General features: G+C 45.0%; 18 protein-coding genes. 8 read left to right on the top strand and 10 right to left on the bottom strand.

Going from position 1 to position 19,550, the window contains the following annotated elements; all coding sequences use genetic code 11:
- Window positions 1–136 precede the first annotated feature (136 nt).
- Both H5T41_00265 and H5T41_00270 read right to left on the bottom strand, forming a co-directional pair.
- Entirely contained in the window at window positions 137–1,252 is a 1,116-nt protein-coding gene (locus H5T41_00265) for a PAS domain S-box protein (GenBank protein ID MBC7107220.1), read from the bottom strand.
- Complete coding sequence (locus H5T41_00270; protein ID MBC7107221.1) at window positions 1,236–2,405, bottom strand: iron-containing alcohol dehydrogenase; 1,170 nt, start codon at window positions 2,403–2,405, stop codon at window positions 1,236–1,238. Before H5T41_00270 ends, H5T41_00265 begins: the two co-directional genes overlap by 17 nt.
- Before the next feature lie 236 nt (window positions 2,406–2,641).
- Here H5T41_00270 and H5T41_00275 point away from each other — a divergent pair, with 236 nt between their 5' ends.
- Entirely contained in the window at window positions 2,642–2,992 is a 351-nt protein-coding gene (locus H5T41_00275; GenBank protein MBC7107222.1) for a response regulator, read from the top strand.
- A gap of 167 nt (window positions 2,993–3,159) precedes the next feature.
- Here the strand turns inward: H5T41_00275 and H5T41_00280 are convergent, their stop codons facing one another.
- Complete coding sequence (locus tag H5T41_00280) at window positions 3,160–3,627, bottom strand: dTDP-4-dehydrorhamnose 3,5-epimerase family protein (GenBank protein ID MBC7107223.1); 468 nt, start codon at window positions 3,625–3,627, stop codon at window positions 3,160–3,162.
- A 92-nt stretch (window positions 3,628–3,719) separates the two neighbouring features.
- Here H5T41_00280 and rfbD point away from each other — a divergent pair, with 92 nt between their 5' ends.
- From rfbD to H5T41_00305, 5 genes are all read left to right on the top strand, one after another.
- The gene (gene rfbD / locus H5T41_00285) at window positions 3,720–4,616 is read left to right on the top strand and encodes a dTDP-4-dehydrorhamnose reductase (GenBank protein MBC7107224.1); all 897 of its coding nucleotides are present in this window, start codon (window positions 3,720–3,722) and stop codon (window positions 4,614–4,616) included.
- Window positions 4,613–5,686 (top strand): glucose-1-phosphate thymidylyltransferase, encoded by a 1,074-nt coding sequence (locus H5T41_00290; protein MBC7107225.1) that lies wholly within the window; start codon window positions 4,613–4,615, stop codon window positions 5,684–5,686. Before rfbD ends, H5T41_00290 begins: the two co-directional genes overlap by 4 nt.
- 160 nt (window positions 5,687–5,846) lie before the next feature.
- On the top strand, window positions 5,847–6,002 hold the full coding sequence (locus H5T41_00295; GenBank protein ID MBC7107226.1) for a hypothetical protein: 156 nt from the start codon (window positions 5,847–5,849) through the stop codon (window positions 6,000–6,002).
- A 514-nt stretch (window positions 6,003–6,516) separates the two neighbouring features.
- Window positions 6,517–7,725: a hydrogenase iron-sulfur subunit gene (locus H5T41_00300; GenBank protein ID MBC7107227.1), complete on the top strand. Its 1,209-nt coding sequence runs from the start codon at window positions 6,517–6,519 to the stop codon at window positions 7,723–7,725.
- A 103-nt stretch (window positions 7,726–7,828) separates the two neighbouring features.
- Window positions 7,829–8,902, top strand: a complete 1,074-nt coding sequence (locus H5T41_00305; protein ID MBC7107228.1) for a hypothetical protein — start codon at window positions 7,829–7,831, stop codon at window positions 8,900–8,902.
- A gap of 180 nt (window positions 8,903–9,082) precedes the next feature.
- Here the strand turns inward: H5T41_00305 and H5T41_00310 are convergent, their stop codons facing one another.
- The 4 genes from H5T41_00310 to H5T41_00325 form a co-directional block, all read right to left on the bottom strand.
- Window positions 9,083–9,745 carry a hypothetical protein gene (locus tag H5T41_00310; GenBank protein ID MBC7107229.1) on the bottom strand — a complete coding sequence of 221 codons (663 nt, stop codon included), beginning with the start codon at window positions 9,743–9,745 and terminating at the stop codon, window positions 9,083–9,085.
- Between the two features lie 157 nt (window positions 9,746–9,902).
- Complete coding sequence (locus H5T41_00315; GenBank protein ID MBC7107230.1) at window positions 9,903–11,111, bottom strand: hypothetical protein; 1,209 nt, start codon at window positions 11,109–11,111, stop codon at window positions 9,903–9,905.
- Between the two features lie 123 nt (window positions 11,112–11,234).
- Window positions 11,235–11,570 carry a NifB/NifX family molybdenum-iron cluster-binding protein gene (locus H5T41_00320; protein MBC7107231.1) on the bottom strand — a complete coding sequence of 112 codons (336 nt, stop codon included), beginning with the start codon at window positions 11,568–11,570 and terminating at the stop codon, window positions 11,235–11,237.
- A 76-nt stretch (window positions 11,571–11,646) separates the two neighbouring features.
- Window positions 11,647–12,687 carry a GDP-mannose 4,6-dehydratase gene (locus H5T41_00325; GenBank protein MBC7107232.1) on the bottom strand — a complete coding sequence of 347 codons (1,041 nt, stop codon included), beginning with the start codon at window positions 12,685–12,687 and terminating at the stop codon, window positions 11,647–11,649.
- Between the two features lie 224 nt (window positions 12,688–12,911).
- On the opposite strand from H5T41_00325, the gene H5T41_00330 reads away from it, so the two are divergent.
- Window positions 12,912–13,346: a VOC family protein gene (locus tag H5T41_00330; GenBank protein MBC7107233.1), complete on the top strand. Its 435-nt coding sequence runs from the start codon at window positions 12,912–12,914 to the stop codon at window positions 13,344–13,346.
- A 91-nt stretch (window positions 13,347–13,437) separates the two neighbouring features.
- Here H5T41_00330 and H5T41_00335 read toward each other — a convergent pair whose 3' ends face one another.
- Entirely contained in the window at window positions 13,438–14,229 is a 792-nt protein-coding gene (locus H5T41_00335; GenBank protein MBC7107234.1) for a restriction endonuclease, read from the bottom strand.
- 263 nt (window positions 14,230–14,492) lie between these two features.
- Here H5T41_00335 and H5T41_00340 point away from each other — a divergent pair, with 263 nt between their 5' ends.
- Window positions 14,493–17,156, top strand: a complete 2,664-nt coding sequence (locus H5T41_00340) for a PAS domain S-box protein (protein ID MBC7107235.1) — start codon at window positions 14,493–14,495, stop codon at window positions 17,154–17,156.
- A 179-nt stretch (window positions 17,157–17,335) separates the two neighbouring features.
- Here the strand turns inward: H5T41_00340 and H5T41_00345 are convergent, their stop codons facing one another.
- Complete coding sequence (locus H5T41_00345) at window positions 17,336–18,562, bottom strand: SufD family Fe-S cluster assembly protein (protein ID MBC7107236.1); 1,227 nt, start codon at window positions 18,560–18,562, stop codon at window positions 17,336–17,338.
- A complete protein-coding gene (locus tag H5T41_00350; protein ID MBC7107237.1) occupies window positions 18,547–19,287 on the bottom strand; it encodes an ABC transporter ATP-binding protein in 741 nt (246 codons plus the stop codon). Before H5T41_00350 ends, H5T41_00345 begins: the two co-directional genes overlap by 16 nt.
- Window positions 19,288–19,550: the final 263 nt, after the last annotated feature.

Below are 19,550 nucleotides of genomic sequence, written 5' to 3' on the forward strand. Positions count from 1 at the left end.
GTTATTACTTATCTTTATCGACTAGTTTACACACAATGGACTCAAGTTGGGGCTGTCAGACCTCGATTAAATGCACATTTGATCGTTTGAAAATTCAATCGAACTCGACAAAAAGTTGCTCGTTTCCGATAAACATTCAAAGCGTCTTTTCAATGAATTTTCTCATTTCCTCTGTCGCGACCCATTCTTTCTCCAATCGATCAAGTATCTTTTCTATGCGTCCTGCCTGGCTGAGCACTTTGCTCGTGATCTCCTCGTTACCGCTTGATTCCAAAAGACCGATGATCACGCTGAGGGGATTTCTTATTTCATCGAGGACTACCGCAAACTGCTCCATATTTTTCTCGATTTGTTGATATGCTCTTTTTTTCAGGTTTTCTTCCGCTATTTTTTCCGTCTCGTCAATATGGGCGATCACAGCATTGGTAATATTGCCTTTTTCATCACTTACTGGGAAGATAACAAAGGTGAGAATTCTCTTATTGATTTCATTGGATTGCGCATCACAAATTCTTGAGAGCTCATATTCTATCGTAAAACGGGCAATTTTCCATTCCGAAAAGACCTTTTGGATATCCTCTGAAAATCCTTGTTGCTCGATTTGTGGATCAGCAAGGATGTTATACCTGCCTACCAATTGATCATCCCGATTAATCCCAAACATTTTTCTGCATGTCCTGTTCAACCGGATCACCGTGCCGCTCGAGTCAGTTATCATCATAGACTCAGGGCTTTGCTCGATGATGTTTACCAAGAGATTCTCAGTCGCTTTGAGTGCTTCTTCAACTCTGATTCTGTCTCTGATATCGTGAACAATGAGAATGGCGAACCGCTCGCTTTCGGTTGATACAGTAGAAAATGCAATTTCACATGGAATTGGTTCTCCATCCGCTGACTTGATCTCTGAAACGAAGGGCTCGCATCTTTCAGGAAGCGCTTCAAGGAATTTGGTTATCCATTCTCGCTTACCCTCTCCAAAAAAATCATAAATTGTCATCCTTTTGAGTGATTTTTCATCATATCTCAATTTCTCGGCAACGTAAGCATTCGAATAAATAATTCTCCCAGAAGGAACGTCGACGATGAAAATGGCGAAACTTGAATGATCAAGTATTGCCCTTATCTTCTCCAATTCTTCAATTCTTCTCTTCAGCTCGGGGTAATAACTTTTTCTGATTGAACGCTTGCCAAGTCCGAGAATTTCTTCATATTTAATGTCGGTAATCGGATTCTTATCAGAGCGCTCGTTCATAAATGACCTCAACATCATTAGGTTGAAGCCGTCGGGGGTTAGTCATCATGCAAGGATCTTTCATCGCCATCTCCGCGAGTTTAGGTATATCTGTCTTTCTTACGCCGAGATTGCGCAATTTCTGTCGGATATTCACACGATGGCGCAATTCCGCTAGTGCGTTAACGAGGGCATTTTTCTTTTCTGGATAATACAAACCATCGACATTGATTCCCATTGCTCTTGTAATATCCTCATATCGATCCGGTGTGGCTTCAAAATTGTAGGCGACTACATGTTCCAAAAGAATCGCATTGCATTCACCATGAGGTAAATCGAGAAGGCCACCAAGACAGTGTGATATCGCATGAATTGCACCAAGACTCGCATTTGAAAACGCGATTCCCGCGTGCAAACTGCCAAGCATCATCTTGCTTCGAATTTCCAGATCGTCGCCTTTTTCAACAGCGAGAGGCAAGTATTTCGCAATAACCTTTATTGCTTCTCTCGCGTGAAGATCTGTTAGTGGTGAATTTCCAGTCGAAACGAACGCCTCTATGGCATGAGACAACGCATCAAGACCTGTCTCGGCGGTCAGGCGTGGCGACATCGTCGTTGTCGTAACGGGGTCAACGAGTGAAACATCGGGAACAAGAGATTTGCTGATGACGCAGAACTTCAATTTCCTTTCAACGTCCATAAAAACGGCGAATTGGGAAATATCTGCTGCGGTTCCGGCAGTCGTCGGAATGCAGATGATGGGAGGAATCGGACGAGCAATCTGGTCTGTCCCCTCGTAATCTGTAATCTCACCGCCGTTGCTGCTCACAATACCGATTCCTTTGGCACAATCAATCACACTACCGCCACCAATTGCAAGCAGCGTGTCGCATTTTTCTTTTGAGAATAACTCGACCCCCTCCATCACTTCTTCTGTTCTTGGGTTTGGTGTCACATTGGAGTAAATGGTGTACCGAATTCTCGCATCTTTCAAGGTTTCCTCAACGTCTTCGGTCCATCCAGCACCTTGAATTCTTTCGTCAGTGACGAGAAGAACCTTTTTCGCACCGAGATTCCGCGCATACTGTGAAGCAAGATATCTCGAATCGAGCCCGAACACGATTTCGGGAACCACGAATTTTCGCAGTTGCACGCCACCAGAAAGATCCGTCATATGCCTCCTATTCTCTCATTTTTTTTAAAAAAATTCTAAGTCGTACTTATCACTCTCATCTCTTAATCATCTTTTCCATCAATCGGATATCGAAGTAGTGAATATCTAATTTTTTTCCATCATCTCTTTGTTTATCTATTTTAATTATATTCTTTTCTCATTGTGGGAAAGCGATTTATCAATTGCAAAATTGGAGCGAAATAGTTATAAATTCTCTTTTTTTCCCGCATGGCTCGATGAAAATACTCATCGTCGATGATGATGACAATCTCCGCGAGATGCTTCGCAACATGCTCTCGGATTTTGAAGTCATCGAGGCAAGAAATGGTCGAGAAGCTGTCGAACTTGCCAGAAAGTCAAAACTAGATGTCATTATTATGGACATCATGATGCCAGAAATGGACGGAATTGAGGCGTCGAGGCGAATCCTCCGGGAGAATCCTAAAGCGGTTATTATTTGTCTGACCGCCTTTTCCGGCGTTAAGGGTCCCGCGATGCTGGAGATTGGTGTAAGAGAGGTAATCTCGAAGCCTTTTAGAAAAAACGACCTTCTTAGTGCAATCAGGAGGTATGCGTTGAATTCATGAAGTTTTTATAACGGATTGGATAAAATGGTTCCGACCGTAGTGGCATCTTCGAGAAGATGGACCTCTCGAATGGTTCACTTGTCGACAGTGGCCAATTGATTTCGCAGAATCTCTCAATGATTATGAAGAAATTCGATTAGATCGATATCGTTCCCACTCTTATCATTTTAGCCATTCTTCGCAGCCCAGTCGTATGGGATGTCCTTTGAATCGAAAGGCACGCGGAATTCATCTGGTTCCGAATAATTGTAAACTTCTGTAGGTATATTGAGTATCCAGGCCTCTTGGTTTCCGATCGCCTTGAATCCGTGATAAACACTTGGTGGGATCTTCAATAGCATAAAATTCCTTTCTCCCATGAAAAACTCATTGATGACACCTTTCGTAATCGAATTCTCGCGCGCATCGTATAGGACGACCTTTGCCATTCCTTTAATGCAAATGAAATTGTCGGTTTGTTTCTTGTGATAATGCCAGGCCTTGACGATACCCGGATAACAGGTTGTGACATATAGCTGGCCGAATCGTTCATACTCCTTCCAGTCACTTCTGAATAATTCCATAAGCCATCCTCGCTCATCAACAATTGGCTGCAGCTTCCTGATCTCGACCCCATCAATCAATCTCTTCTCCATGGTAGACCACGAAGATGTGAACGGTCTTTAACATTTTTAATTTTGAGTTCTGCACCGAAGGTCTTTTAGAATGCTCATTCGATCACATCGATATGAGCCGGATCGCTGTCATCGGCGCCTCAGGATTGCTCGGCCAGTTCGTTGTCAGTGAGGCGAAGAGAGGAGGACACGAGGTTCTCGGCACTTTCAGGAACGTTCCAGCTGAGTTTAAGGGGGTCAGAACAGAATTCCTCGACATCACAAATCTCGATCAGATCGAATCTGTGTTGGGGCATTTCGAACCGGATGAAGTGGTGCTTGTCGCCGCTCTGACAAATGTTGATCTCTGCGAGAAAAATCCTTCAGAGGCCTGGAATATCAATGCTGAGGGTACCCTCAACGTTGCTAGCTTTTGCCAAAGCATCGGCGCTAGGCTTCTTTATGTTTCGACGGATTATGTTTTCAACGGTGTGAAAAAGGAAAGATATTCTGAGTGGGACAATCCTGACCCGTTGGGTATTTACGCGCAAACCAAGCTCGAAGGGGAAAGGATAACGCTGAATTCATCGAGCACTAATCTCGTCTGCCGCGTTTCGACGCTCTACGGCTGGAATCGGATATCGAAAAAGAAGAATTTTGTGACATGGGTCATCGAATCGCTCAGAGAAAGAAAATCGGTTTCTCTGTTTTCCGATCAATTTGTCTCCCCAACTTATGCGCCTCACTGCGCACATGTCCTTTTGAAACTTCTTGAATGTGACGCTCATGGGATTTATCACACGTCTGGTCCAGACTGTCTCAGCAGATATGAAATCGGTTTAAGGATCGCTGAGGTTTTCGATCTCGATCGTTCTTTGATCAGAGCAATCAGCGCGAAAGATTCCGATCTGGTAGCGCGAAGACCGTGTTATTCATGTCTTGATGTAGAAAAGACCGAAAAGAAACTCGGTTTCGGAATGCTTTCCCTTATTGAGGGACTCAGACGAATGCGTCAGGAGGAGTCAAGGTGAAAGGTTTGATACTTGCGGGTGGATCTGGAACCCGTCTCAGGCCGTTAACACACACGGGACCTAAGCAGCTCATTCCGATCGCGAATAAGCCGAATATCCTCTATTGTCTTGAAGATCTCCGGGATGCAGGAATTACTGACATCGGTGTGATTCTTGGTAACAACATGCCTGAAAAGGTGAGGGAGCTGCTAGGGGACGGCTCGAGATACGGAGTAAAAATTACCTATATTGTACAGGGTGAGCCGAAAGGAATCGCGCATGCAGTCGGTTGCGCGGAGGAATTCATGGGCAACGAGCCCTTCGTCGTATATCTCGGTGATAACATACTCAAAGGCGGAATCAGATACATGGTCGAGGAATTTGCCCAAGGCGACTGCGAAGCTCTGATCGCCCTCTGCCCCGTTGAATACCCAGAAAAGTTTGGAATAGCCGAAATAGATGAGGAGGGCAATATCATCAGTCTGGTAGAGAAGCCGAAAAATCCGAAGAGCAATCTCGCGATGATCGGGATCTACTTCTTGAAAAAGAGCATCTTTCCAATTATCAGGGAATTGAAACCGTCTTGGCGGAATGAGCTTGAAATCACGGATGCGATCGATCAATTGCATAAAAGAACAGGGAAGGTCAAGGCGCGAATCGTTAAAGGATGGTGGAAGGACACTGGGCGACCTGAGGACATTCTAATCGCGAACCATCTCGTCCTTGAAACGTTGGAAAGCAGAAATGAAGGGCTGCTCGAAGAAAATGTCAAGATCATCGGCAGAGTCAGTATTGGTGAGGGGACGGTCGTCAAGAGTGGAACGGTGATCAGAGGGCCTGTTATCATTGGAAAGAATTGCGTGATTGGACCGAATACCTATATAGGACCATATACCTCGATTGGCGATCGCACGACGATCATCAATGGTGAAATCGAATCCTCGATCATCATCGGCGATGCACTCATCGAGTGCAACAAGAAAATTGTTGACAGTCTCATCGGTGCTGGCTGCAGAATCTCATCATCGGACAATTCGATTCCGAAGGGATGCAGATTCATCATCGGCGAAAATTCACAACTTATCTTGTGAGATCATTACGTTCTGTGATATTTCAATAATCCAGCTCTGTCCATTTATTCAATTCATTCAGTTATTTCGATACTTTTCTAGCAATTTTCAAATAATCATTCGCGAAACACCTGTCAAAGTGCGAATGGATGCCGCACTGACTTGAAGGAGGTTTAGGGGTATGATGAAAGCGAAGGTGTTCAGATGCGCCAATTGCGGTCATGTCGTCGAGGTCCCTTTCGGAATGCCGAAGCCTTCCTCCTGCCCGAAATGCGGATCTCCTGCCAGCTTGATTCATAGAGTGAATCCTGGCCCACCGGGAGTAGGACGGGAATAACTGAGATCAGAAGATATTGGTCGAAGAAGTGCTCTTAACTCTAGTGATTCTCGCGAAAGATAATGCAGTACTCGAACACTATCGTTTGGGGCCAATTAGCTAAGGAGCGGCTAATTGAAAAAAGCGTTGGTCTTTCTTAGGAGAAAAGGGATGCATCGGATTATATCATCAAAACGACTGAATCGTCAAATGTCGTTCTTCACCATAACTATTTTTCGGGACATGATCATATGAAACGGCGTGGCAATTGAAGGTTAACAAATTGGTATTTTCGTCCCGCTATCATTGATGAGTGAGTTTTCATGTGAGTTCTCATCAATCGTAACCACGCAGCTGAATATCGAAAAGATCATCAACATTTTCATAATATATTGTGTAAAGTTTTTATTCTTGAGAGTGATGACTAAAAAACTTGCAAGGTCGGAGCAAAGAGGAATGTGTGGTCTATTAGCTAGCAATGTTGTGGATGTCGAAGTTTCGAGCGTTCTCTTTATGAGGAATTCTTTGATAAAAGATGAAAAGAAAGTATTCACAGAGCGGAAAGGATGATGCAATGACAGATGGGAATGCCGATCCTCTGATCCATGAAGACGATCTTCGACTCCCCCACCGATCTACTCGCGACGACGATATGAAAATTGGCATTTATCTTTGCAGTTGCGATGGCTGTGTTAGCGGGATTTTGGATCTGAAGACGATCGCCGATGGTGTTAGGCATCTGAAATGTGTGAAGAAAGTCGAAATCGTCAATCATCTATGTTCAAAACAATCGATAAAAACCCTTAAAAAAGATGCTGAAAAGAATGCACTGAACCGGATCGTCATCGGAGCTTGCTCTCCTCGTACGTACTTTCGCCTTTTCCAAGGAGAGTTATCACAGAATGGCGAGAACGGCATCATTATTGAGATGGCCAATATCCGAGAACAATGCGCATGGATTCATTGGGACGATCCTCTTGCAGCAACAGAGAAAGCATCAACGATGATCAGCATGGCCGTAGCAAAGCTGAGGGCGACCTCGATGTCTGAAAAGGGTTACAAGGCGGTCGTCGATGAGGATATTTGCGACGGCTGTGGCATCTGCGCATCGGTCTGCAGAATCAAGGCGATCAGCATCGTCAACGATCCGCAGAGGTCGGGCAAGAAGATCGCATCCGTGAATGAGAATATCTGCGATGGCTGTGGAGCGTGCGTCGCTTCATGCCCAAGCGGTGCGCTTGACCAGAGCTCCTTCTCGAACAAGCAGATTCTCGCACAGATCGAAGCGGCGACGACGGGAAGGATCATCGAGGATCTCTCATCGCCGAATATCCTCGTCTTCGCGTGCAACTGGTGTTCATACGCCGCCGCGGATCTGGCGGGTCTCAAGAAACTGAATCTTCCACCGAATTTTCTCACAATCAGAACGATGTGCTCTGCAAGGATCGACCCTGAATGGGTTCTGAGTGCATTTTCAAAGGGCATTGATGGTGTCTTAGTTTTACCGGGAAAACTCGGTCACTGCCATTACGAAATTGGCAATCTGAGAACGACGAGAAGAATCGCGTTGCTCAGGCGCGTTCTATCTCAGCTGGGCTTCGACGAAATGAGGTTAATGCTTGGTTTCGTTGATGCCGAGGACGCGGAAGAATACCAACATGAGGTCTCATCCTTCATCTCGACAATCCGTAGCATTGGCCCGAATCCGTTGCGCGATCTCGAATTATCGAGAAAACGGAGGTAGCTGAATTCTCTATTCTTGCCATTCTCTTATTCATGTGCCCCCAAATTAAATATCATTTCACAACATCTCATAATATCAGCGGAATTCTTGGAAAGTGAGACGGATGAGGATACTAGCACTCGACATCGGGGTCGGCACGACGGATGTTATGTTGATCGAACCAGAAAAGAATTTAGAAAACTGTATTAAATTCGTCCTGCCGTCTGCAGCGCAGATATATGCGGCCGCGGTTGCAAAAGCCACAAAAGCGCGGAAAGAACTCTACATTTTTGGCGATACAGTTGGAGGCGGTCCATTTGCAAGTGCCATCAAACGGCATATTGCAGCAGGACTGAAGGTTACTATGACGCCGCAGGCGGCCTTTTCGATCAGAAATGATTTGTCAGAGGTTCAAACACTCGGCATTAATATTGCAGATCATGAATATCCGCCGTCGGATTTTGATGGATGCGCTCTTTGGCTACAGGAAGTGCGACTGATACCGATTTTCGACTTTTTGAAAAAATCAGGGGAGCGAGGGGAGGCCGATATCATTGCACTTGCGGTTCAGGATCATGGAATTTCCCCGAAAGGCATCAGTAATCGCATAACGAGAATCGATCGTTTCAGAAACCTTCTCTCGAAGGATCCAAGGCTTGAGTCCCTGATGTATTCGATTGACCAGATTCCAGGTGATTTCATTCGGATGAGGTCCGCAGCCGAAAGAGCGAAAAAGGAAGCTCCCGGTGCGAAGATATTCGTGATGGATACATCACCAGTGGCGGCACTCGGATGCCTTGCGGATCCGCAAATCCACCAGGATGATTGTATACTTGCGGTCAATTTCGGCAACGGTCATTCCCTCGCGGTTCTCTTTGATCATGGAAAAGTTGTTAGGGGGTTTGAAGCCCACACGAGGCAGTTCGAAAATGGCATTGCTCTGAGGGAATATCTCGAGGATTTTATCGCTGGGCAATTGACCGATGAAAGAGTCTTCGGCGATGGCGGACACGGTCTTTTCAACATTAGTCAACGACCTCTGGAGCCGGATCAGATCCTTGTTACGGGACCGCGGAGAGCACTCATAGAGACTACGAAGCTGAATTTCAGATACGCCGCCCCAGCAGGCGACGTAATGATGACAGGCCCTATTGGCTTATACTGTGCGATCAAATCCCGATTCTTTAAAAGTCTTTAATTGATTTGATGATCAATCGGCTCAACTTGAGCGAAAATTCGATAGATGATTAATCTTCAGATTCTGGGGTATGTGGCGTCGACAATTTCAATACTGAAACTTGACGCTTGATTTATTGCTTTCCCCTTTCGGTTAAAACTTCTCTCATTCCAGATATCATAATCGCATGGTTGTACATCATCATGTGTTCGCTATTGCGCATTCTTCTCGAGATCTGTCGAGTCTGTGATTCTCGACATCAATTGTTTCTCCCGTCATTGCCATTTTCTTGGCGCTACGACTCGAAATTTTTTCCCATTTCGATAATCCTTCCATCATTTGCCAGAGTTTGTAAGGTTCATTTGTTTCCGCATAGCCAAGCTTTGTCAGGATGTGTTTTGTCACGTCAAATGGACTCTCAATCCATACGGTTCTTCTGTTGCCTTGAGCAATAAAATCGCGTAACATCATTGTGCCGAGTCCGAGTCCGCGATACGTCGGCATTACAAAGATCTGGTGAAGCGTCAATGGGTATATGACTGGTCTTTCCGAGTGTCGAACTTGCTTGATGCAACGGCGAGAGAATATATAATAACCGGCAGGGATCCATCTCTTTTCTGATTGGATCCAGATGATTTTTGCCCTCTCGCCGTCTTCCAATTTCCTAAACCCAGGGCATTCCCTCACTGCCTCCCTCTGGAGAATGGAAAGGACATAGTAATCGCGATAGTCGCGAACCGTTGAAATTTTTATACCGAGCTGACGAGCTCTAATCTCTGAATCAATGTTAATTGCACAATTCAGTCTTGTGTTTGTGCATCTGTCATCAGATGTTTCAGCTGCCGGACGAAGTTTGATTAGCAACGATTCACCTCCCGTCCGACGATCGTCTGACAATAATGTGGATAAGCTCCTAAAAAGATTTCTTTTCAACGCCTTTTGTTAAACGGTAACGCAACCTAATTTCAATCTATTTGTATGATCGCGATTTTCTCGGATCCCGTAGCACCTAACAATTTTCTCAGCGATTCTTCTTGCTTATGCTGATGATCTCATTCATGATGGTGATTCCGAACCCCGTTCTGACGATTAAGGGTAACGGATCATCAACAGCATAAAACGCATGGGTATTCGCAGTCAACCAGTCCTTCATGCAATTGAGAATTGATACCACGTCTCCTCTTTTTCTCCTAACGAGGAATGACTTGAAATCCGCAATCGCGTCTGCCCATCGAACTCCACAAATATGTTCCGATGGCTCCTTAAATTCTTCTCCGAGTGCATCGAAATATCGAATCAAAGCGAAATTGACACCAGAAGCAGTAGCATTGATATTTTGCATACCGGTTCTTGCATTCATTTCAATGAGCTTGTAGTGTCCATCTCTTTCATCGAGTTTGAATTCGACCCCGCCCATTCCTTTATATTTGAGTCCTTCGAAATACTTAGTTCCGATATCTATGACTTCTCTATTCATCGTGCTCTCGTGAACAGTCGCGACGCCAAAATCTGGTGGATATTGTCTGATTTTTCGGCTGAGGTAGGTCGCGACTAGTTGACCCCTCCTGTCGAAATAAGCGCTAAACCCAAACAGATTCGTTTCTGGTCCCTGTACGACCTCCTGAATCATCGCGTCAACTCCGGCGCTACTGATTCTGTCCCAGAACATTTCTAGCTCATCGAACGTGTATGCGATGAATCCCTTACCCCCGAATTTTTGAGAGAATAAATGCGAAATACATGGCTTGATAAAGAGGGGATACCGCATACCTTCAACTTCCTCTTTCAGATTTCCGTTGCTATCTGGAAAAACGGTTTCTGGTATCGGTATTCCGATTTGCTTGGCGAGTTCATATTGAATCTTCTTGCAGACAATTCCCTCGACGATTTCCTCCGGCGGGATCACGAATGAAAACCGTTTTGATAGTTCATTCCTATAGCGCGAAAGGAAAAGAAGAAAAACGTCAGAGGCGGCCATGATCACTCCTTTTGTTCCGAGTTCTTCACCTTTTTCCATCAATGTGTTGAGGGCCGCCTTCGGATCATATGCGGGGTTTGGCATTATCAACGACTCACAAAATCGCGAATAAAGACCAGGTGCACTTTTTTCGAAGTCCACTCCTACAACAGGAATCCCCACCCTCCCTAAGCTTCTAGTGATTCCTAAGCCATTTGCTCCCATGTGCAAAATGAAGGCCTTAGCGGCGTACCTCTGTTTTTTACGAATCATTGACCAATCCTCGCCATACTATTAAGTGGGCATGTGATTTCGATTCACCATCAGTTCCAACTAGTACCACCCAGGTGTCAGAATTTTTCTTTTTCGAATTTCGTTTAGAACTCATCATAGCCGTCATGAATTTGATGTTTGTTTGATTATTTTCACATAGCGCTCGATCGCAGAGCGCACCGACCCCTCGACACCCTCAACAATCTTAATACCAGCTTCTTTCAGAATACGTTTCGCGTGAGGTCCTACAAAGCCAGTCAGGACGACGTCGACACCTAGATTGGCAACAAATTGAGCTGCCATAGCACCTGTGCCCGTCGGTGAGTGCGAAGCTTCGTTGAGTAACGCTTTGTATTCCATCGTATTAGGATCGATGACAATGAAATACTCGCACATGCCAAATTCGTCGTCAACCTCGGATTCAAGGGTCTCGCCGGTTGAGGAAACACAAATTTTCATCTTCTTTGTATTGAAATAAAGTGTCAAATAGATTAAGCTGTTGCCCTCAATGATAAAATCATCAAAAGTTACCACTTCATTTGAATAATTCTTTATTTGATTCTACCCAGTCGTATAGCCTGTTAACGCCCTCCCTTGCGCCGATCAGCGGCTTCCAGTTGAATTCCCTTTTCGCCTTCGAAATGTCCGAAATGTAAACTTTCTGATCGCCTGGTCTCCATTCCGAGAACACTAGATCAAACCGCCTGCCACTTCGTTTTTCGATCATATCCATCAGTTCAATGATGGAGACGGTATTCTCTTTTCCTCCTCCGATGTTGTAAACGCCGTGTTTTGGTCCGTTATATGTGAAGTACTCGAATGCCCTCACGAGATCTTCAACAAACAGAATGTCTCTCATTTGCTTTCCATCGCCGTATATCGTGACTTTCTTACCCGTGAGGTGAGCGATGATAAACCACGCAACCCAACCCTGATCTTCCACTCCAAATTGTCTAGGTCCATAGATACATGACATTCTGAAGACAGCGGTTCGCAGCCCGTATGTATGTGCATAGTCCTGAACGTATATGTCAGCAGCGAGCTTTGAGCATCCATATGGCGTGTGTTCACATCTGTCTATCGAAAGAGTTTCATCAATACCAGGTGTTCTCTCATCGGCAAAGTCGTATCTTCTTTCCTTTTCGACGATCGGCAGCACGTTGACATTACTTCCATATACCTTGTTTGTTGATGTAAAAATAATAGTAGGATTCGATTTCGCCTTTCTCGCCGCCTCAAGAACATTGAACGTGCCAAGAAGATTAACTCTGAAATCCGTTCTCGGATCGAGGAGAGAGGTCGTGACAGCAGTTTGTGCCGCTGTGTGAATGATGAGATTGGCATCATCACATGCACTAGAGATTTCTTTCGCGACTCTAATGTCTCCTTTGATCAATTTGATTTTTTCAAAAGACGCAAGGTACTGCCAGTTGTAATTCTCATAACGATTTCGCTTCCTTAGCAGTTTCGTTCTGCTCAGATTATCGAATGCCGTTACTTCATCGCCTTTGACAGCGAAATACTCGGAAGCGTGAGATCCGACAAAGCCGGCTCCACCGGTCACAACGACTTTCATAAATTAACTTCCTTGCGACTTATTACGATTCATCCTATAGTTATTTTTCTCGATCGTGTGAAAAAAAACGATGAACGGGAAGAGTCTCATTGGCAAGTGGAGTCAGATATGATGTAACGATAGTTGAATCAATCCTTGTGTCTTTTGTAGGCAATCGCTTATCAAATACGGTCGCTCTTCGTATTTGCTAAATATCATATACTGGTGGATCAGTTCAAATTACTATGCCTCTCGGAGATCCGATGGGCGGAGATTCAGATTATCAAAATAAAGGTAAGATCACACGGGTGTGGATGACCTGCATACCTGTCAGTGATCTCGCAACTGCGTTATTTTTTTATTCCGAGGTGCTCGGGCTGGAGATCGCACTTGATGAGCGTAGCAGAAATTGGGTGGAGTTAGGTCCCGCCGAACCGATGGGTAAGATCGCGCTCTACGTGCCGTCGAAATTTGATAAACGACAGCCTGGTGGGCCAACAGGCGTTATTTTTGAAACGAACAGTATTTACGAATTGCACAGAAGACTTGTCGACGAAGGAGTAAAGTTCATCATGAAGCCCCAGCGACAGGAATGGGGAGGACTGATGGCGATTCTTACGGATCCAGACGGTAATGAGCTTTGTGTCGTGGAGGATCCTGAACATTACACACGGCGGTGATTGAATTCGACGTCCCAATGCAGGTCAGATAACGTCTTTACTCTTCTCCATCCTAACTCTTGTCGACGGTCGGGACGCACTGTGGACTTTTTTACAGGCATTCCGCCACTGCACGAGCAGCGTAAAGAACCTCATTTGCTTTCAATTCTGGCAGGATGTCATAAATACGATCCTTTTTCGTGAAGATCTCCTTGATCGTTATAATTCCATTGGTGAGCAGGGAGTTCCGAACATCTTTCTTGATCGCAAGAATGGTAATTGGGTAGAGTTTATGGCTTTCCAGAAGCGATTCGAGTCCCCCATCCTCGGGAAACCGCCATCCCAGCAACCTCATTCCGATGCATCTAGCATATGTAATTACATCACCTGAAAACTTTGTATTCGTCACAAGCCATGGCGACGCAAAAGGCATCACTTCAGAAATATCCAAAAATCTTGCGTATGTGTAAAGGGCCGTTTGAATTCCGCATCTTGTGCCGGCTGAATTGTGAAATTTGCATTCAACCAGGTATCTCTCGCTTCCTCTTTCAGCTAGAATGTCAATTTCGTGGGGTATGCACCTTCCCCTTATGCATTCCCTGACTCTCACAGCATATCCAGTTTCTTGAAACAGTCTCGCAACAAGACTCTCAAAAAAATGCCCTTCTGGACCGAGCGAAAAGATAGCATCTTTGAGACTATATCTGATTTTTCTTTTGCGGTCAAGCATTCGCCTGACGTGTTGATAAATCTCATGAGTTGTGATGCCATTGTAAACTCGCCCTCTCAGTTTTTCAAGGATCTCATCTGCTTCTGCTTCACTCGCCCCAGAACGCAAAAGCGCCTGTTTTACCTTATTCTCATCATACTCTTCTCTTTCTCCAGATCTCTTGATCACCCACATTTTTCTCACATCTTTTTGATCGATTCTAATCATGTCTTAGACTTGTCCATCGATTCAAACGACCCGCCGTGTTTTGATCGATTGATAAACAAACCCCAAGAATAAAGATGGAAAAAATGGTTCATTATTATGACGGTAATATCAGTGATCGTAGCAAAAGCAAAAGTATTGAAAGCTTCGATGTAACAGAAATTCTATCATTATAGATTTTGATAACAAAGTCATCATATTATTATAGTCGCTTTTTTTCATTCAGAAGTTATATGACAATGATGGAGGACCATGGTCTCATCCGTATCCTCCTTGTCGACGATGAACTTCCATTTCTAGAGATAGCGAAAGGATTTCTTGAATTGAAAGAAAAATTCAGGGCGGATATTGTAAATTCGGTTGACGAGGCACTGGACTTACTTCAAAAGAATTGTTACGATGCGATCGTCTCGGACTATCAGATGGGCGATAATACAGGTATCGATCTCCTCAAAGCGATTAGATCTCAGGGGAACCAAACTCCCTTTATCCTTTTCACGGGGAAGGGTAGGGAGGAAGTCGTCATTGAAGCGCTGAATCTAGGAGCAGATTTCTACATCAATAAAGGTGCCGATCTCCGCTCTCAATTTGCTGAGTTATCGAATATGATCGAACAAGCGGTGAAACGGAGAAAGTATGAAATTGCGCTTACTGACAGCGAAAAAAGATATCGCACGATTTTCCTGAACACCGGTACAGCAATGGCAATTATCGAAGAAGACACAACGATTTCCCTCGTAAATGACGAATTCTCGCGACTCGTAGGCTACAAGAAAGAGGAAATCGATGGAAAAAAGTCGTGGAAGGATTTCATTATGCCCTCAGAAATTCCAAAACTACTAGAATATCATCAAAAGCGTAGAATCGATCCGCGGGGCGCTCCCCGAACCTATGAAACGTACGCGATAGACAAAAATGGAATTGTGAAGACAATTATCGTTACGGTCGAAATAATTCCGGGGACGAAACAGAGCCTTGTCTCGGCGATTGATATCACTGAGAAACGGTCGATTGAAAATAAACTCAGAATGAGTGAGCATCGTCTCGCACTAATCACCGACAATATGCTTGATATGGTGATGCAAGTTGGCGCGGATCTTTCGATCGAATATGCAAGTCCTTCTCATATTCAATCCACAGGTTACTCACCAGGAACCCTAATGGGAAGGAGATTGCATGATTTGGTTCATCCTGACGATCTGCCAAGAGTGACTGAGGTTTTGAATCGCATCGGCATGGATAAGAATTACACGTGCGAGTTGAAATTTCGACATGCAAGTGGCAAGTATCTCTGGATCGAAACTTTCTGGAATTTTCTCATCGACGAAAATGGAAAATTTGGTGGCGCGATCATCACCAGCAGGGATATCAGCGAACGCAAGAGGCTTGAGAATATTAAATCGGCAATGTTACGTATTTCGCAAGCCGTTACCTCCATTAATTCACTTCAACAACTATACAATTTTGTCCATTCGATTATGGCAGACCTCATGCCAGTCAGGAATTTCTATATTGCGCTTATTGATAATGAAAATAAGGAGCTCACCTTCCCCTATTTTGTCGATGAATATGATCCACCTCCAAAGTCGAGAACACTCGGTCGGGGGATAACTGAATATGTAATCAGGAAAGGGGAAGCACTCCTCGCTTCAAGGGATGATATTATTCAGCTAAATGGGGAAGGTGAGATCGAGATTTTCGGTAGTCTGCCTGTTGACTGGATGGGGGCACCATTGAAGGTTGGCGATAGAACACTTGGTGCAATCGTTGTCCAAAGCTATAATGAGACTGTCAGATACACCAAGAAGGAATTAGACATTCTCAATTATGTCTCCGATCAAATCGCAATGGCGATCGATCATGTTGCGGCACAGGAAGCGCTCATCGAAGCGAAGGAATTTGCGGAGAATTTGATCAAGACGGCAAATGTAATGGTCGTTGGTCTGGATGAGAATGGCATCATCAGAATTTTTAATGATATGGCTGAAAGGATCACGGGGTACAGGGCTGATGAGGCAATGGGAAGGAATTGGTTCGAGACCCTTGTCCCAAAAGAAAGATATCCAGAAGTTTGGGGAGTTTTTGCAAATTTTAGAGCTAGAGGCGCTCTGCCCCGTAACTTCGAAAATCCGGTATTAACGAAATCGGGAGAGGAGCGTTACATATTCTGGCAGAACAGCGAGATTAGGAACTCAAGGTTTGGTGTTTGCGTAGTCTCATTCGGAATCGATATGACTGAGAAAAAGAAAATGATGGAGACGATTGAACGAACAAACAGAAAGCTCAACCTGATTGGAAGGGTCTCGCGTCACGACATCCTGAATCAATTGACGGCTGTGCTTGGTTATATTGAGCTTGCGAGAGATCGAGTGATAGAGACTGATGTGCGTAATTATCTCGAAAAGGCAGCGAATGCTGGGAGGAACATTGAGCGAATCCTCAACTCAACTCGCGACTACGAGCGCCTTGGCTCAGCAGAACCTCGCTGGGAAAAAGCTTCGGATCTTTTTGAACGTGGAACCTCTGCTCTTGATACCACTGGAATTACTTTGGTTGTGAATCTCGAGGGTTTATCTCTCAAGGCCGATCCAATATTCGAGAAAGTTTTCCATAATCTCGTCGATAACTCGATGAGACATGGGAAACACACAAAGAGAATTGAAGTTGGTTACAAAAAAGTTGGAGATGAACTTATCATCATTTACGAGGACGATGGGATCGGGATACTGGAGGAAATGAAGAAAGATCTCTTTACTGGAGAACGAGGAAAAGGTCTCTTCATCATCAAGGAAATTTTGTCAATCACTGACATGAAAATCGAGGAAATCGGTGAGTATAAAAAAGGCGCAAAATTTTGTATACACATACCGAAGGGCAGGTACCGTTTGGTGGAATAAACCATCATGATCTCTCACGAGTTGATTGCGCATGCGTTAGCTAACTAGCTTAACGCAATTGCGACAACAACAAAGTGCGAATTTCGACAAACAATGAAGCATCGAACACCATACGAATGAACCGAGTCGAATATCAATTCAGTCGGGATGCAACTTCAGCGATCGGTAATTTGACGACCTCAGCCGCTACTCAATTCGGTTGCGGCTATTGCCTTGTCGATTTCTTTTTTCAATTCTTCTGGAATTCCCCTAATCCCGACCTCTAGAAATCCGCGTATGATGATGCCAACGGCCTCCGCCTCACTCAACCCTCTTGCCATAATATATTCAATCTGATCCTTCGCGATCTTTCCGACGGCCGCTTCATGTGTCATTTCCACATCTGGCACACTCGCCTCAAGCTCTGGAATCGCAAGCTGGATGCCTTTCTCCTGAAGGATAAGACCCTTGCATTCGAGATGCGCTCTGATCCCAGGGGCTTCTCCGACGAGTTTTCCTCTTGCGATCGATTTCCCACCAGTCGTGATACTCCTTGAGACGATCTCCGCCCTTGCCTTCGGGGCGGAAAGCACAACCTTCGAGCCGATATCAATTTCTGAGCCAGGATGGGCAATTGCAACGGTATTAAACCGGCCAAATGATTCTTTTCCTTCAAGCTTTGCCGTCGGGTACATCTGGATTGATTTGACGGGCTTTAGACACACGTAATTGTTCACGTAGGTTGCTCCTTCACCAACGATAACGGCTGTTCTCGGCCTGACCCCGACCTGTTCTGCCCAGTTGTGGATCATTGTGAACGTTAACTTGCCACCTTTTTTGATGTAGAATTCTGAAATTCCCAGATGAAGTGCCCTCTCCACACCTGGCTTCGTTGTACATCCTGTGACGACTTCGAGTTCCGCACCTTCTTCAACGATTACAATGTTGTGAACGGTCTGTGTTGCATTCCTGCTGCCGAGGAGCAAGCAGGTTTGAACGGGCATCTTCGCCTTTGTACCGGGTAGCGCTCTGATAAAATACCCGTCAGCATTCTCAAGGAAAGTTGTTGCAGTGTATTTATCCGTGTCTGGGGGAACAGCCTTCCAATAATAGTCATTGATCCAGTCGTACTTCTTGAGTGCCTGTTGCGTCGACATCACTTCGACGCTTTCCTCCTTCTGCGATCTATGCACAACGGCGTTATCAAGAAGAAGGAAACTACCAGCCCTTCCTTCACCTGTTGGAACGACACCCGCGCTCAACAATGTACGTTGGATTTCGTTGTCGAGATCTTCCAGACTTTCAGTCTCTGGCGCATTCTTCGGCGCAATATCGTAATTCTCAAGATCGATGTCCTCGCCGTACGCGGCCTTCTTTGTTTTCGCTGCCTCGGCTCTTTTCCTCAAGCTACTCAAAGAATCTTGCATTTTACGCACTCCTCGTATCCCCTTTTTCTGATTTCCTGTAACAATTCTCTCGGATTACCAGAACAAGATATCGTACCGTTGCACATCACATAACCTCTATCCGCCTCAATATAATCGAGTATTTGGCCAGTGTGAGTGATGATGAGTGCCGACTTTCCATCGATGGATTTTTTTCCGGCACACCCGAGACCACCGCTCAAAAGCATTTTGATCGCGTTTCCAATCCGTTCGATGCTCTCAAGATCAACCCCTGACTCCGGCTCATCGAGAAGATAGAGGCATGGATTCTGTGCGGTCAGCTGTAGCAACTCAGATCTCTTGATTTCACCACCGGAGAAACCGACATTGACGTCTCTTTCGAGAAACTTCTCCATTCTCAAAGAGGTTGCCAGTTGATATAAATCATTTGCATTCTTTCCGATCACTTGCACCAAATCCCCGAGCTTGACACCAACGAGATTCGGTGGTCTTTGCATCATGATGCCGATGCCCATTTTTGCCCTCTCATGCATTGGCAAATGCGTTATATCTTCTCCTTTAAAGAGAATTCGTCCCTTCTTGACGCGGTATTCGCTGAAACCCATGATCGTCATGAGAAGCGTAGATTTTCCAGATCCGTTTGGCCCAAAGAGAACACTCGTGTAACCTGACATGACACTTAAATTGACATCTTTGAGAACTGTCCTGCCGCCGACCTCGACCGTAAGATCCTCGATTTCAAGCATACCCTATCCCATTCCAAGTTGGAGAGGTCACAACAACATTTAAGGATATCGCATCTATCCTCGTCCGCAGTTATTGTGAATTCTTCTCAATTCGCCGGTTCAGCCGATCGAACTGCTTTTATCGCCGTATCATAATCTCGCCATTGACATCAAAGAGGGATGGGATCATCGGTTCAGAACCGCCAGCTGAGAGTATCATCGTCACTTCAAACTCCAAGAAAAAGGCTCTGAGGTTCATCTTATTACTCAGCCTTATAGGTCTC

It is taken from the genome of Methanomassiliicoccales archaeon, assembly GCA_014361295.1.
GTDB lineage: Archaea > Thermoplasmatota > Thermoplasmata > Methanomassiliicoccales > JACIVX01 > JACIVX01.